The sequence below is a fragment of the Corynebacterium sp. 20-84 genome, from assembly GCF_053479455.1.
Map to the genome: position 1 here is coordinate 181,886 of NZ_JBRBCB010000001.1, position 13,556 is coordinate 195,441.

Annotated in this window: 14 protein-coding genes and 5 tRNA genes; 11 read left to right on the top strand and 8 right to left on the bottom strand. The window is 61.9% G+C overall.

The window, feature by feature from the left end; translation table 11 throughout:
- Nucleotides 1-48: 48 nt before the first annotated feature.
- A complete protein-coding gene (locus tag ACUY2Y_RS00875; protein ID WP_448324416.1) occupies nt 49-1,035 on the top strand; it encodes a hypothetical protein in 987 nt (328 codons plus the stop codon).
- Between the two features lie 146 nt (nt 1,036-1,181).
- On the opposite strand, the gene wzt is transcribed toward ACUY2Y_RS00875, so the two are convergent.
- Both wzt and wzm read right to left on the bottom strand, forming a co-directional pair.
- Nucleotides 1,182-1,985 carry a galactan export ABC transporter ATP-binding subunit Wzt/RfbE gene (gene wzt / locus ACUY2Y_RS00880; protein WP_448324417.1) on the bottom strand — a complete coding sequence of 268 codons (804 nt, stop codon included), beginning with the start codon at nt 1,983-1,985 and terminating at the stop codon, nt 1,182-1,184.
- A 17-nt stretch (nt 1,986-2,002) separates the two neighbouring features.
- The gene (gene wzm / locus ACUY2Y_RS00885) at nt 2,003-2,899 is read right to left on the bottom strand and encodes a galactan export ABC transporter permease subunit Wzm/RfbD (RefSeq protein ID WP_448324418.1); all 897 of its coding nucleotides are present in this window, start codon (nt 2,897-2,899) and stop codon (nt 2,003-2,005) included.
- A gap of 107 nt (nt 2,900-3,006) precedes the next feature.
- Between wzm and ACUY2Y_RS00890 the strand changes: the two genes are divergently transcribed.
- Entirely contained in the window at nt 3,007-4,257 is a 1,251-nt protein-coding gene (locus tag ACUY2Y_RS00890) for an aminotransferase class V-fold PLP-dependent enzyme (RefSeq protein ID WP_448324419.1), read from the top strand.
- Between the two features lie 78 nt (nt 4,258-4,335).
- Nucleotides 4,336-4,420: transfer RNA gene (locus ACUY2Y_RS00895), tRNA-Ser, on the top strand.
- A gap of 9 nt (nt 4,421-4,429) precedes the next feature.
- On the opposite strand, the gene ACUY2Y_RS00900 is transcribed toward ACUY2Y_RS00895, so the two are convergent.
- The 4 genes from ACUY2Y_RS00900 to hisC all read right to left on the bottom strand — a co-directional run bounded on the left by ACUY2Y_RS00900 (nt 4,430) and on the right by hisC (nt 7,458).
- On the bottom strand, nt 4,430-5,329 hold the full coding sequence (locus ACUY2Y_RS00900; RefSeq protein ID WP_448324420.1) for a GDSL-type esterase/lipase family protein: 900 nt from the start codon (nt 5,327-5,329) through the stop codon (nt 4,430-4,432).
- 224 nt (nt 5,330-5,553) lie between these two features.
- Nucleotides 5,554-5,937, bottom strand: a complete 384-nt coding sequence (locus ACUY2Y_RS00905; protein WP_210575233.1) for a phage holin family protein — start codon at nt 5,935-5,937, stop codon at nt 5,554-5,556.
- A 27-nt stretch (nt 5,938-5,964) separates the two neighbouring features.
- Nucleotides 5,965-6,393, bottom strand: a complete 429-nt coding sequence (locus ACUY2Y_RS00910; RefSeq protein WP_448324421.1) for a hypothetical protein — start codon at nt 6,391-6,393, stop codon at nt 5,965-5,967.
- Nucleotides 6,394-6,426: 33 nt separating this feature from the next.
- Nucleotides 6,427-7,458: a histidinol-phosphate transaminase gene (hisC, locus tag ACUY2Y_RS00915; protein WP_448324422.1), complete on the bottom strand. Its 1,032-nt coding sequence runs from the start codon at nt 7,456-7,458 to the stop codon at nt 6,427-6,429.
- A 79-nt stretch (nt 7,459-7,537) separates the two neighbouring features.
- Here hisC and ACUY2Y_RS00920 point away from each other — a divergent pair.
- From ACUY2Y_RS00920 to ACUY2Y_RS00935, 4 genes are all read left to right on the top strand, one after another.
- A tRNA-Ser gene (locus ACUY2Y_RS00920) sits at nt 7,538-7,627 on the top strand.
- 1 nt (nt 7,628) lies between these two features.
- A tRNA-Arg gene (locus ACUY2Y_RS00925) sits at nt 7,629-7,704 on the top strand.
- A 118-nt stretch (nt 7,705-7,822) separates the two neighbouring features.
- The gene (gene mgtE / locus ACUY2Y_RS00930) at nt 7,823-9,184 is read left to right on the top strand and encodes a magnesium transporter (RefSeq protein ID WP_448324423.1); all 1,362 of its coding nucleotides are present in this window, start codon (nt 7,823-7,825) and stop codon (nt 9,182-9,184) included.
- 69 nt (nt 9,185-9,253) lie between these two features.
- A tRNA-Arg gene (locus tag ACUY2Y_RS00935) sits at nt 9,254-9,326 on the top strand.
- Nucleotides 9,327-9,425: 99 nt separating this feature from the next.
- Here the strand turns inward: ACUY2Y_RS00935 and ACUY2Y_RS00940 are convergent.
- Nucleotides 9,426-10,613, bottom strand: a complete 1,188-nt coding sequence (locus ACUY2Y_RS00940) for an IS481 family transposase (protein ID WP_448324424.1) — start codon at nt 10,611-10,613, stop codon at nt 9,426-9,428.
- 283 nt (nt 10,614-10,896) lie between these two features.
- The gene (locus tag ACUY2Y_RS00945; protein WP_448324501.1) at nt 10,897-11,955 is read right to left on the bottom strand and encodes a prephenate dehydrogenase; all 1,059 of its coding nucleotides are present in this window, start codon (nt 11,953-11,955) and stop codon (nt 10,897-10,899) included.
- Nucleotides 11,956-12,012: 57 nt separating this feature from the next.
- Between ACUY2Y_RS00945 and ACUY2Y_RS00950 the strand changes: the two genes are divergently transcribed.
- From ACUY2Y_RS00950 to ACUY2Y_RS00965, 4 genes are all read left to right on the top strand, one after another.
- Entirely contained in the window at nt 12,013-12,537 is a 525-nt protein-coding gene (locus ACUY2Y_RS00950) for a tRNA adenosine deaminase-associated protein (protein WP_448324425.1), read from the top strand.
- A gap of 7 nt (nt 12,538-12,544) precedes the next feature.
- Nucleotides 12,545-13,006: a nucleoside deaminase gene (locus ACUY2Y_RS00955; RefSeq protein ID WP_448324426.1), complete on the top strand. Its 462-nt coding sequence runs from the start codon at nt 12,545-12,547 to the stop codon at nt 13,004-13,006.
- 105 nt (nt 13,007-13,111) lie between these two features.
- Nucleotides 13,112-13,324, top strand: coding sequence for a CsbD family protein (locus ACUY2Y_RS00960; RefSeq protein ID WP_210575257.1), 213 nt, complete (start codon nt 13,112-13,114; stop codon nt 13,322-13,324).
- A gap of 66 nt (nt 13,325-13,390) precedes the next feature.
- Nucleotides 13,391-13,478, top strand: a tRNA-Ser gene (locus tag ACUY2Y_RS00965).
- Nucleotides 13,479-13,556: the final 78 nt, after the last annotated feature.

The following is a 13,556-nucleotide window of genomic DNA, read 5'->3' on the forward strand; positions in this document are numbered from 1 at the left end:
CACACCAGACACGGAACCACCGTGCAGTTCGGGGAAGTCTAACCGTGTATGAACTCGAAGAAACCCACACCTATTCGCAAGACCGTCGCCCTGCGCAACAACATGGATGTCACAGGACTGGTCCATACCTTCCTGCGGGCCGATGGTGTTGGAACCCCAGTCTCACGACAATACTTCACTACTGACCCGGTGTTACTCCCTTTAGAACTCGCAGGTAAAACCTCGCTGTTTCATCCGCGCAAGATTGTTTATCGGGTGCCAGCGGCTGCTCGTGCAGTGGCAATGGCACTAGAACGCCCAGATCATTCGGTAGGGGGAATGAGCGCTTTGGCGATCTACGGCCTCCGGTATTTCGTTGATTCCTGCGATACCGCGCTATACGGCCCAGTTGCCAAAACGGAATTTGGTTCTGTGTATGCGCCAACGGTCTTTCGGGCTTCGGACCGCGAACTATGGGTCGTGAGATATCAGGGCCACAAAATCCGGATATCTACCCCGTACGATGCCTTGACCGAGGCGCTGAAGCATCTTCGTCAAGGCATCAATGCATGGGAAGCTCACTCAATCGCTGGGGTCGATCCGGGCACTGTTCGCGCGATTCAGCTTGTCGACGCCTGCCGTCGCAGGTTCGACCTCGATCCCCTCCAGATTGAACAGGCCGGTAAGCAGCGCCTAGCTCAGAGGTGGCTGCGGAAAGTCCTCCGGCTGTCCAGTGATGGTTCTGATTCACCGAAAGAAACGGAGATGCGCTTGCTGTGCTCTACCGTCTGCCAAGCTCATCGCTTGGAATTGAAAGAGCAGGTGGTGCTCATTGATGACGGGAAGATCTTGACGGTTTTTGACCTCGCTTTACCTGAGTTGAAGATCGGGATCATGTACGACGGTGAGGATCATTTGAGTAGACAACGTCGGAATCGGGATTCGCGGATCAACATGCGAGCCGCGATTTTTGGATGGACAGTGTTAAGGGTGAGCAAGGAAACACTAGGGGCGGTGGGCAAGGCCCTTGATGAGTTGATCCGCAGGCGCTCTTGAAAAAATCGACACGCCAAAATCCGGCGTCTAATAAAAACGCAGGTCATGGCGTTGCCGGGAATCGTTGGCTTGCGGGGGATGTCGATTTTTTCAAGGACGCATTCCGTTCACAGACTGGGAGGTCCACCAGCTGCGTTTGTCTACCGTTAGGCCTCTTCATCGTCCTCCTCGTCGAAGCGGGTGAGAAGGTCGCGGACGTAGTCTCCGGCTTCGGGGCCTTCGTAGGCTTCGACGACTTCGTCGACGAGACCGGCTTGCTTGATCTCGCCCTTGTCCACCCAGAGGGCGGTGTTGCAGAGCTGGGCCAAAAAGTCATTCGAGTGGCTAGCAAACACCAGGATGCCCGAACGCTTGACCAGTTCGGCGAGGCGGACGCGGGCTTTGGCCATGAAGGCGGCGTCGACGGCGCCGATGCCCTCATCCAACAGGAGGATCTCGGGCTCGATGGATGTCACGACTCCGAGGGCCAGGCGCACGCGCATGCCCGTGGAGTAGGTGCGCAGGGGCATGGAGAGGTAGTCGCCGAGTTCGGAGAATTCGGCGATCTCGTCCATCTTGTCTTTCATCTGCTTGCGGGTCTGGCCGAGGAAGAGTCCGCGGATGATGATGTTCTCGTAGCCGGAGATCTCCGGGTCCATGCCGACGCCGAGGTCGAAAACCGGTGCGACCCGGCCGCGGACATCGGCGACACCGCGGGTGGGCTCATAGATACCGCTGAGCAGGCGGAGCAGCGTGGATTTACCAGCACCGTTGTGGCCGACGAGACCGACGCGGTCGCCTTCGCGCAGGTGCAGGTTGATGTCCTTGAGCGCCTCGACAACGACGGTATTGGAGTCGTTCTTCCCGATGGCGCCGCCGGCGGAACTCATGACCGCTTTCTTCAGGGAGCGGGACTTGGCGTCGAAGATGGGGAAGTCGACGCAGGCGTTGTAGGTGTCAATGGAAACCATGGTGTGAACTCCTTGATCTACACCCAGTACGGGACTCGGAAGCGCCACTGGCGCATGGCGATCATGGCGAGGAATAGGCCGATGACGGTGCCGGCCAGCACGATGCCCCAGTGGTAGGCGGCCAGCGGTTCGCCGATGAGCGGGGCGCGGACGACTTCGAGGTAGTGGTAGAGCGGGTTGAGCTCGGCGATGCGTGCGCGCTGCGCGACTTCGCCGCCCTGTTCGCGCAGGGTCTTGGCGGTCCAGACGATCGGCGTGACGTAGAACAGCAGCTGGACGAGGGCTTCGAGCAGGGGAGCGACGTCGCGGAAGCGGGTGGCGATGATGCCGAAGAGCATGGTCACCCACACGCCGTTGATGACCATCAGGGCGAGCGCCGGGATGAACAAGAAGACGTTCCAGCCCAGATCAATGCGGAACACCAGCACGAGGATCAGCCAGATCACCATGTTGTGGGCGAAGAACAGGAGCTGGCGCCACACCAGGCGGTAGACGTGCACAGACAGGGCTGACGGAAGTTGTTTGATTAAGCCTTCGTTCTCGATGAAGACGTTCGCGCCGTCCTTGATGCAGCCGGAGATGAAGCCCCAGACGATGAAGCCCACGGTGACGTGGGGGAGGAATTCACGCACGGAGATCTGGAACAGCATGGAGTACAGCAGGCCGAGGGCGAGGGACATCACGCCGGTGGCGATGGTGATCCACAGTGGTCCGAGCGTCGATCGGCGGTAGCGCTGTTTGATGTCCTGCCAGCCGAGTTGGAGCCAGAGTTCGTGTTGGCCCCAGCCGCGTGCGAGGTCGGAGGCGGCAGCGCCCAGGGTGGTGGACGTGGACGGTGGGGTGTGGTCGTGGGCCGCCGAGGTCATGCGGGAGACGTCGGCAAGCAGCTGTTCGTTGTCCTGCACTTGTCCCACCCTAGTGCCCTGCGGGGGCCAAGTTGTGCAGGCATACTTGTTGCTTGTGGCGTGGGTGGTGTTCAATAGCCACACACTGTGATTTCGTCCGGGAAGGGAGCGTCGGCGTGGCGTACGATGTGGCCAGCGTGCGCGGGCTTTATACCTCGCTTTCGGATGGTTGGACGTATTTGAATGCGCATGATTGCCCGCAGGTGCCGGAGCGTGTGTCGGCGGCGGTGTCGCGGTCGTTCCGGATGGCTACGGCGGTGCCTGCCCCGGAGGTGAATGCGGGATCGCATTCGCGTCAGGCGTTGGGGCGTCCGGAGGGGGAGACGTTCGTGGCGTCGGCACGCCATGCGGTCGCGGATCTCGTGGGGGCGTCGGCGGAGCGTGTGGTGCTGGGCCCGAGTTTGCCTGTGCTCTATGCGTCGTTGGTGACGGGGATGAAGCCGTTGTTCCGGCATGGTTCGTCGCTGGTGACCAGTCCGCTCGACAGGCCGGAGATTACCGCGGCTGTGCGTCGCGCCCCGGCCAAGGTCCGCACGGCTCACGCGGATTTGGGTACGGGCGAGCTTCCTGCGTGGCAATACGCAGAGCTTATCGACGGCTCAACTCGCCTCGTCTCCCTCCCCGCCGCCCATGCGACGCTGGGAACGGTGGCTCCTGTTTCCGCGATTGTCGATCAGGTGCGGGAACGCTCTCGCGCCTGGGTTGTCGTGGACGCCTCTTCTTATGTGCCGTACCACGGGATCGATTTCGATGAGTGGGGTGCCGATGTCGTCGGCATCGATCTCGGTGCGTTGGGCGGGCCGCACATGGCTGCGCTCGTGGTGCGCGATACCGCGATGTTCAAGCGGATGGAATCGCTCAGCGGTGATGAGCGTGTCACGGGCGCGGAGAAGCTGCAGCTCGATGTCTCGCCGGGTCTCGCCGGCGGTGCGACCGCGCTCGTCGACCACCTGGCGGACCTCGTGCCTGATCAGGGCGGGCGCGCCACGCGCCGGGCGCGCTTGACGCGGTCGATGGGGCAGATGACCGCCTACTTGGACGGGCTGCGCGATGATTTGTACACGTTCCTGGGCACCTTGCCCGCCGTCCACATTCTCGGTGTGACAGGCGAAGCCGCCTCCGGGGCAAGCACCGACCGCACCCCGCGCCTGTCTTTCGGCGTCCGGGGAGTGCCCGCGGCGACGGTGTACGAGCGGCTCTTCGACAACGGCATCGTCACCACGCTGACCACGCCGGATCAGGCGACGCCCCTGCTCACCGAGATGGGCATCGAGGAAATGGGCGGCGCCGTCACCGTCGGCTTGGGCCCGTTCAACACGGAGGCCGACGTGGAGCAGCTCATCCGCGTGGTGGCGTCACTGGCATAGAAGGCAGGCATTCCGCCGTTGGCGGAGCCCGCCGTGCCGTGTTGTAAAGTGGGTGAGTCGCAATTGCTTTGCGACGAAGGAGACGTGGCAGAGCGGCCGAATGCACTGGTCTTGAAAACCAGCGAGGGTCACACCTCCGGGGGTTCAAATCCCCCCGTCTCCGCAGGTACAACTACAGGTGGCGGGAAATCTCCTCCGCCATGAATCGCGAGCCAGCCGGCGTCGGGTGCAGCCCCATATTGTGCTGTGCGTGGGGGTCGATCACGCCGGCGACCCAGCGCTGGGAGTCCCGAGCACAGGTGCTGTGGTGGCGCGACGGGTGCATCATTTCCACGTAGGTCGCGCCGGAGGCGGCGGCTGCTGCGCGCTGGTGGCCGCGGTTGGTGTGCTCGATCTGGTGCAGGGTGGGCATCGGCACGCCGAGCGGTGCATTAGGTACCACGTTGATGAAGCACAGGCTGTTGAGGCGGTCCGGTTCGGTGACGGACAAGGAGCCACTGAGAAGAATCTTGGCGTTCGGTGCGGCAGCGCGTGCCTTGGAGACGCCTCGGCGGATGTTGTTGATGTAGTCGCTGCGCATCTTGGCGGCGTTGAACGGCTGCGCGCCACGCTGGATGCCGTAGGGGCCGAAGTCGTTGATGCCGACGGCGATGACGATTGCGCGGGTGCCGCGGTGAATGTCTCCGGCGGCGATGGCCTTGTCGATCTTGCCGGGGATGACGTGCGAGGATTCCGCGGTGCAGGAATAGTCCGAGATGGGTGCGCGGGCGATCGAACCGAGCTGGCGGGGCCAGTTATTGGGGGCTTGCAGGCAGCCGAGGCGGCTGGGGTAGGTGCCCCACACGAAGTGGTGGACGTCGGGAATCGGAACCTTCTTCAAGGTGTTGCGGAGCTCGTCGGGGTTAGAGGTGTAGGAATCACCGAAGGTAACGATGTTGCCGTTCGGCGCGGAATTCGCTTCGGGAACGCCAGCGCCGACGGCGCCGATGCCTGCCGCTGCCAGCGCAGCCGTGGTAAGTAGGCGGGTCAGGCCGAAGCGTCGGGGTGCGCGGCGGGTACGGGAGGCAGACATGGAAACTCGTTTCTTCACTCGGGAGAGGCGGGAGGGCGCAACTGGTCGAATCAATAGTCACATCCGCCACATACGTCACACCATGCTAACTGATTCACGGGGAAACTGACAGCTTGCGCTCAATAAACTTGGAGTCAGCCACATTACTGGGCGCAGCGAGGCAGAAAAAATCCCGCTTCCACGAAGGAAACGGGATGACGCAGGAAGTGCTTGGGGGCCGAGTTTTAGTTCTTGGACTTGTCGCGGGACAGACCGGTGGCCTTGAATACTGCCTCGACGATCCAGCTCGCGATCGCCATGACGATCGCGCCGAAGAATGCCGCCCAGAAGCCGCTGAGCTGCAGGCCGCTGCCGAGCCCGTCGGAGATCCAACCGACGATGGAGAACAGCAGGGTGTTCACCAGCAGGGAGAACAGCCCCAGGGTGACGATCTTCAGCGGAATGCTGATCAGGTTCACAACTGGAGAGATGAAGGCATTGACGAACATGAACACCAGCGCGACCCAAATGAACGCGCCGACGCCACCCATGACCTCAACGCCGGGCACGATTAGGGTGACCAGCCACAGGGCGACCGCAGTCATGACGACATCGATGAGGAAACGCATGATTGATTCTCCTAATTGCTGGGTTGATTAATGCTCAAAAAGCTCGTGGATGATGTGGAATTGGCGGTCGCCAGGGACGTCGATAAGCGCGTTTTGTGCTTTTCGACGCGCGGGGCCGCTCTTTGCCGCAACCACGCGCACCGCGTCGAGGCCGATCGGGCGACGCGTCTCGACGGTCGCGCTCGCGTCGCTGGCGTAGGAAAGCTGCTGCGGATCGAGTGCGGTGTCGATGTCGATGCCCGCTTCGCCGACCGGGACACCGAGCAGGAGAGTGTCCTCGGTGAGCTGCGGGATTGATCGCGGAGTCAGATAAAAAGTAGTGCCGAGCGTGGTGTCCGCGGTGAAGTCTGCGGATGGAACCGGAGCCCAGGCGATCCATGAGGAGACGTTGTCCCGGGTCGGCGTAGCGCCGTCGCCCGAGGCGAAACCAGTGTTGAGAGAGTAATTCAGCTTCATGCCCGCAATCCTAGTGATTTCTATATTTCGGCATCATTTCGTTGTTGAATGAATCGCTTTCCATGCTGAGAGGAATTCTTCAGCTTCGTCACGGTTCGTCACCGTGACGCGCAGGCCCTCGGGGAAGGCGCGGACAAGGATTCCACGGGTTGCCAACTGGCGGGCGAGAGCAGCGGAGTCCACATCCGGCAGCCACACGAAATTGGCCTGGGAACGCAGAGCGCCAATGCCGTCGGCGACCTCGTCGCGTGCCTCGATGGTGTCCTCGACGCGGGCGAGGAGCTCCTCGGAATGCTGTAGCGACGCGATCGCGCCGGCTTGCGCGATAGCGCTGACCTGGAAAGGAATCCCCATCTTGTCCAGCGCTTCGATCAGGTCAGGGGCGCCGAATGCGTAGCCGACGCGGGTGCCAGCCAGGCCGTAGGCCTTGGAAAAGGTGCGCAAGCAGACCAGGTTCGGATAGTCGCGGAATACGCTAGTGCCCTCGACTGCGTCTGGATCTCGGTTGTACTCCACATACGCCTCATCCAGCGCCACGGTCACATGCTCAGGCACGCGCTCCATGAACGCGGCGAACTCGGATCGGGTGATTACCTGACCACTCGGATTGTTGGGGGAGCAGAGGAAGATCAGGGAGGTGGAATCGTCGATAAGCGAAAGCATGCGCTCGAGGTCGTGCTTGCCGTCGGAAAGCAGCGGGACCGGGCGTGCCTGTGTGCCCACGACCTGGCAAAAGATCGGGTACGCCTCGAAGCTGCGCCACGGGAAGATCACGTTGTTTTCCGGCGTCGACGTCGCTTGCACGAGCTGCTGGCACAGCGCGGACGAACCGCAGCCGACCGTGACATTCTCCGGCTCGACACCCAGGTGGAGGGCGAGCGCACGGCGCAATGACACCGCACCCATGTCCGGGTACCTGTTCGCTCCGCGCGCCGCGGCGACCATCGCGTCGACCGCTGGCGGCAACGGGCCCTGCGGGGCCTCATTCGAGGAAAGCTTTAGCGCGTCCGGGTCGCTCTTGCCCGGGACGTAGGACGGAATGTCGGCGAGGTCACGGCGAATCATGCTTTAAGAGTCTATTCCCACGCGCACCCAAATTTTTTGGTCCGGCTGCACCGTTGTGGGTAGTGTGTAACAAGGCTATGGAGATGTGCCAGAGTGGCCGATTGGGGCTCCCTGCTAAGGAGTTGACCTTTCACGAGGTCCGCAGGTTCAAATCCTGTCATCTCCGCCATGCGCCCGTAGCTCAACGGATAGAGCATCTGACTACGGATCAGAAGGTTGGGGGTTCGAATCCCTCCGGGCGCACCACTTATTTTTGCCGGTCAGAGGCTTCTCTGGCCGGTTTTTCCTTTTGCGATGAGTGTTCCTGCGGGGTGAAGTAGATTCGGTGGGCGGATAACGCCCGCGGTGAAGAAAAGAGGACGCCATGGCCACGACGCAGGAGCGTGATGCTTTGCGCGAGCTAGAAAAGCTCGTGGAAACGCGGTTGCGCGGTGACCGAGCCGAAGAGATTTCGGGTCTGCTCGCAGAGGCGAAGTTGAGTGAGATCATCCGGCTCATCGAGCATTCGCCGATCAAACGCGGAGCCGTACTCTTCCGCCTTCTACCGCCGGAGCGTGCGGGTGCCGTATTCGATGCGCTCGATCCGCGACACCAGGCGGATATGGTGCACGCGCTGGGCAGCGACAGCGTCGGCGAGTTCTTCGAGGACATGGGCGCGGAAGACCGCGTCATGCTTCTCGACGAGCTCCCCGGGTCCGTCGCCGAGCGCCTCCTCAAAGAGCTGGGCGAAAAGGACAAAGAGAATACTGACGCGGTCCTGGGATACGAAAAGGGGACTGTCGGCCGCGTGATGTCCCCGGAGATCCCGGAGATCTACGGGTCGATGACGGCGCACGAGGTGCGTGAGCTGCTGCGCCAACAGCACGAGGACCTGGAGACTCTGTACACCCTTCCGGTGATCGACCGGGACCGGCAGCTGACCGGCATCGTGAAGATGCGCCGGCTCTTCCTCGCCGACGGTGATACGCAGATAGCGGAATTGCTGGAGGAATCGCCGTCCGTAATCGCCACCGCGAATGCGGAGGAGACTGCCCGCTGGTTCCTTCCGCTGGCGCTGCTTGCATTGCCTGTGGTGGATTCCGGCAACCGCCTGGTGGGCATCTTCACCTTCGACGAGGCACAGCATGTCGTGGAGAGCGAGGACTCCGAGGACAGTGCGCGACAGGGTGGTTCTGAGGCCCTCAAACAGCCGTATCTGTCCACCCCGCTGACCAACCTGGTGAAGTCGCGCATCGTGTGGCTTCTCGTGCTCGCGGTCTCCGCGATTCTCACCGTCCAGGTCCTCGACGTCTTCGAGGAGAAGATGGAGCAGGCTGTGGTGCTCTCCTTGTTCATTCCGTTGCTCACAGGCACGGGCGGCAACACGGGCAACCAGGCGGCGACGACAGTGACGCGAGCATTGGCGCTTGGCGACGTCAAGAAATCCGATGTCCTCAAAGTCATGTGGCGCGAAGTCCGGGTGGGCTTGATGCTCGGCGCTGTCCTCGGCGCATTGGGCTTTACCCTGGCTACCTTGGTCTACGGGCTGGACATGGGAATGGTGATCGGCCTGACCCTGTTGTCCATCTGCACCATGTCGGCGACGGTGGGCGGCGCTATGCCGATCGTGGCCAAGACCGTCGGCGCGGATCCAGCAGTGTTTTCTAACCCGTTCATCTCCACCTTCTGCGATGCGACGGGCTTGGTCATTTACTTCCTAATTGCGACGTCGATCCTCGGCTTATAACACCTCAGTGACCAGCGGATTTTGCCTGCTGTTCACCGTGGTGTACCGTTACATCTCGTTGCAAAACACGCGCCCGTAGCTCAACGGATAGAGCATCTGACTACGGATCAGAAGGTTGGGGGTTCGAATCCCTCCGGGCGCACGCTTGTCATCAGTCGGGACATAGTTGACAGATCAGTCGCGACATGGTGGACAAACCGGTGTCTTGGTTTTTATTTTTCCAAGGCGCCGGTTTTGGTTTTTAGGTCAGTGGGGGTTGGCCTTTTCGCCAGTAGGGTTTTTGGTAATTGCGGGATGTGTCGATGTAGTGCTCGGCGATGGGTTCGCCGGTTTCTTTTAGTGATGTTGTGATGTGGTTGTCGGTGATGATCATCAGGACTTCTTCACCGCTGTAGGCGCGTCCGATTCCTAGGCTGTAGAGCCTGCCGGCGTAGCGGATGGTGACTTTGCCGCTGGGGGCGACGACGTCGTTGCGGACGCGCCATTCTTCTTCGGGGGTGTGGTTGGGTTCGGCCTTGGGTCCTGTTGTGTATGCCTGTTGTGGGGTGCGCCGCCCAAGTGATCTGTGGGGGCGTTCGGTGTTGTAGTAGGCGGCGAATTCGTTGAGTTGTCGTTGAAGGTGGGGGATGGTTTCGGCGGGTGGTTGGGCGTTGATCCAGCGTTTGAGTGTTTGGTGGAAGCGTTCGATTTTGCCTTGTGTTTGTGGGTGTCCTGGCCGGCCGTTTTTCTGTTGGATGCAGTTGTCGGTGAGGACTTTCTCAAAAGCGTTGCGGCCGCCTTTTCGTCCGGCTAACCGGGCGGTGAACACCAGCCCGTTGTCGGTGAGTGTGGATGCTGGTGGGCCGAAAGTATCGATGAGGCGTTGGAGTTCTGCTGCGACAGCTGGGCCTGTAAATGCTGGCCGGGCGGTGATTGATAGCAGGTAGCGGGAGTGGTCGTCGATGAAGTCGAGGACTTCTACGCGTCTGCCGTCGATGAGAAAGAGGTAGGTGATGTCGGCTTGCCAGCATTCGTTGGGCATGGCGGCTTCAAACCTGATGTAGGAGCTGCGCGGTTTCTTCTGTGGTTGCGGGTCGACGAGTCCGGCGTCAGTGATGATGCGGCGGATTGTCGATGTTGACGGGATGCGAAGCCCCTGCCTGTCTAGGTGGAAGGCGATGGTGTCTGGGCCTGCGTCGAGTCCTGCTTTGGTGAGTTCTTTGCGCATGTCGATGATGTGGTTGCGCAAGCTGTCCGGCACGGCATTTGGGTGGGTGTGCGGTGCACGGGATTTCGGGGCGATGGCCTCTGCGCCGCCGGCGTCGAACTCAGAGAGGATCTTGTAGACGCGTTGGCGGGAGATGCCGAAGCGTTTGGCGACTTTGATGACTGGTTCACCTTGATCACGGACGGCTTTGACGATGGCGAGGTTGCGGTTCGGGCTGTTCATTTGTCAACGATGTCCCGACTGATCCCCACATCGGCACCAGACGCGCGGGGGTAGCGGAAGGTGTCAACGATGTCGCGACTGAGGTGTCAACCATCACCCCAGAATGTTTCGTCAGACTAATTGTCAACCATGTCGCAGCTGAGGTGTCAACCATCAGGAATGCTCCCCCAGGCACGCCGTGTCAACTATGTCATGACTTCAGACACCTCCGGGCGCACGCTTCAGCCCGTGACCTGGCAGCTACGCCAGATCGCGGGCTTTTCTGCTTTCCGTGCACCCCCGTTTAGAACACGTCGATGCGCCCGCCGAGCGACTCGGTCTGACGGAGGGCTTTGACCCAGCCGTGTGCGCCGAGCTGGATGCGCATGACGGGGCGGGAAGAGATCTTGATCGGCGAGACCGATTCGGCGCGGGCGCCCTTGCGCGCACCCATGCGGGTGACGGCGCGGTAGCCAGCGCCGACGAGCTGCTCCAAGTCGGGCTCGGGCGCGGCCAGCGAAGAGCGGGCATCCTGCAGCAGCGGGATGATCTCGTCCAAGGTCTTCACCACGGCATCGGCGTTGGTCTCGCACATCGCGCGCACCAGTTCGGGCTCGGTGCCAGCAACACGGGTTGCGCCGCGGAACGAGCCGGCAGCCAGGGACTGGGCGAGGGTGCCGCCGCGGTCGCCGACGACGGCGAGTGCTTCAGCCAGCACGTGCGGCAGATGGGAGACGCGGGCGACTGCCTCGTCATGCTTCTCCACCGACACGGGGACTGCCTCCGCGCTGCACACGCGCGCGAGCTCGCAGACCTGGCCGAAGATGTCCACCCAGTCCGTGGGAACGCGGCGTCCGGCATCTTCGCATTCTTTGGCGTAGTCGTATGTGATCGCCCAGGCGGCGCGGGTGAACAGGCCGGCGCGGGAGGCACCCCAGCCGGAATCCTCCGTGCCCGACATGGGGTGGCCACCGACGTAACGTTCGCGCATGCCGCGGGCGCGCACCAGCTCGTCGACGGGCTTTTTCACACTGACCACGTCGGTGATGCCGCAATTCGGCGCGTACATCGCGATGGAATCGAGAACGTCCTCCACCGCGTGCATGGGCACGGCGATCACGATGAGCGCGTGGTCGGAGGACGCACGGGAGAGCACGCGAGACAGGTCATCGGAGACATCGAAGCCTTCGCGCGCGGCGTCGCGCATGCCGGAGCGGGAGTGCGTGTAGCCGTAGACCGGTACCCCTGCGGCATCTAAGTCGCGCATGATGGATCCGCCGATGAGCCCCAGCCCGATAATGCAGGTCGTGGGCAGGGTACGCCGCCCTCCGACGCGTGCGTTGGACCCCTGGTTGCCTGACATACCGTGTTGCTCGTTCACGCTGACAAGCTTTCCACAACGCGAGTAGTCTGACTAGGCATGAACGACGGACACGCGGAAGCTGGCTCAGGCGACGGGTATGACAGCGCCTTTGAGGACGGCTACGCGGTCACTGTGGCCAGGCGCGACGGTGAGTGGGTCGTCGCGGAATTCGACGACGATTTCGAGAATCTAGATACGTCCATCAACGCGGTGCGCGGCCTCCGCAGCGAAGGTGCGGCGTTCGCGCTCCTCAATGTCGAGGAGGAGTACCTCGTCATCGTGCGTCCCGGCCCGTCGCGCACGCGCGTGCTCATCTCGGACGCGACGATGGCGGTCGACGATGATTTCGCGGCCGAAGTGCTCGACACCGCGGGCATCGAGATCCCAGACATCGACCCGGATGAGCTGGACAATATCGACGGCTGGGCCGACGGCGACTTCAAGATTCTCGAGGATATCGGTTTCAGCGAGGAGCTCATGAGCGTGCTTATCGACGACTCCGATGACGACCCCTCCGACATCATCGACCGGATCGCTGACGAGCTCGGTTTCATCGACGAGCTCGACCGGGCGCTGAATTAGCCCCGTCATGAGCCAGCTGGAGCAACGCGCCGAACAACGGATGCGCCGCGCCATCGAGGTCGCCCGCACCACACCAGCAAGGGACATCCCGGTCGGCGCGGTGATTTATGGACCGGACGGCACCGAAGTCGCCACCGGGACGAACCGCCGCGAGACGGATCAGGATCCGGTCGGGCACGCGGAGGTCGTCGCCACGCGAGCAGCCGCGCGCGCCCTGGGCACCTGGCGGCTCGACGGTTGCGAGCTCGTGGTCACGCTTGAACCGTGCACGATGTGCGCGGGCGCGATCCTCGGCGCGCGCATGAAAAGCGTGGTCTTCGGCGCGTACGAGCCCAAGACGGGAGCCGTGGGATCGCTTATCGACGTCCTCCGCGACCCGCCCCACCTCCACACCGTCGAGGTGCGCGGTGGCGTCCTCGAGGCTGAAACCGCTGCGCTGATGACTGGGTTTTTCGACTGTTTGCGCTGATCAGTAGTTCGCGCCGTGGATTGACATGGAATCGTTACCCAACCGTCACCTTGATTTCTCTAGCATGGGCCGAGTAAGCGAAATCAACTTAGAAGGAGACAGATCATGGCTGATCTCAACGGCAAGCTGGACCAGGTCAAGGGCGACGCTAAGGAAGCTCTGGGCAACGTCACCGACAACGACGCTCTGAAGAACGAGGGCAAGGCTGACCAGCTCACCGGCGGCGTCAAGGACAAGCTGAACGAGGCTGGCGACAAGATCAAGGACAAGGCCAACGAGGTCGCTGGCAAGATCCAGGATTCCCGCGACGAGAACTAAACCGTCGCTTGAGCCGAGTGCCTAGGAATTTGGTTCACCGGCGACGCTACCGCTACTCTGTTCTGCGGTAGCGTGTCCGAGCGGCCGAAGGTACTCGCCTCGAAAGCGAGTGAGGGTAAAACCTCCGCGGGTTCAAATCCCGCCGCTACCGCCATTTTCAAGAAGTTCGTGGTGTGGGTAGAATTCGGCGAAATATCGCCGTTTTTCATCTCCACACCACGAATTTTTTGTT

Excerpts from the sequence above, each read along its gene's own strand:
- ACUY2Y_RS00875 (WP_448324416.1), top strand. The coding sequence starts at position 49 with ATGAACTCGAAGAAACCCACACCTATTCGCAAGACCGTCGCCCTGCGC.
- wzt (WP_448324417.1), bottom strand. The coding sequence starts at position 1,985 with ATGGTTTCCATTGACACCTACAACGCCTGCGTCGACTTCCCCATCTTC.
- ACUY2Y_RS00900 (WP_448324420.1), bottom strand. The coding sequence starts at position 5,329 with ATGTCTGCCTCCCGTACCCGCCGCGCACCCCGACGCTTCGGCCTGACC.
- ACUY2Y_RS00905 (WP_210575233.1), bottom strand. The coding sequence starts at position 5,937 with ATGCGTTTCCTCATCGATGTCGTCATGACTGCGGTCGCCCTGTGGCTG.
- ACUY2Y_RS00910 (WP_448324421.1), bottom strand. The coding sequence starts at position 6,393 with ATGAAGCTGAATTACTCTCTCAACACTGGTTTCGCCTCGGGCGACGGC.
- hisC (WP_448324422.1), bottom strand. The coding sequence starts at position 7,458 with ATGATTCGCCGTGACCTCGCCGACATTCCGTCCTACGTCCCGGGCAAG.
- mgtE (WP_448324423.1), top strand. The coding sequence starts at position 7,823 with ATGGCCACGACGCAGGAGCGTGATGCTTTGCGCGAGCTAGAAAAGCTC.
- ACUY2Y_RS00940 (WP_448324424.1), bottom strand. The coding sequence starts at position 10,613 with ATGAACAGCCCGAACCGCAACCTCGCCATCGTCAAAGCCGTCCGTGAT.
- ACUY2Y_RS00945 (WP_448324501.1), bottom strand. The coding sequence starts at position 11,955 with ATGTCAGGCAACCAGGGGTCCAACGCACGCGTCGGAGGGCGGCGTACC.
- ACUY2Y_RS00950 (WP_448324425.1), top strand. The coding sequence starts at position 12,013 with ATGAACGACGGACACGCGGAAGCTGGCTCAGGCGACGGGTATGACAGC.
- ACUY2Y_RS00955 (WP_448324426.1), top strand. The coding sequence starts at position 12,545 with ATGAGCCAGCTGGAGCAACGCGCCGAACAACGGATGCGCCGCGCCATC.
- ACUY2Y_RS00960 (WP_210575257.1), top strand. The coding sequence starts at position 13,112 with ATGGCTGATCTCAACGGCAAGCTGGACCAGGTCAAGGGCGACGCTAAG.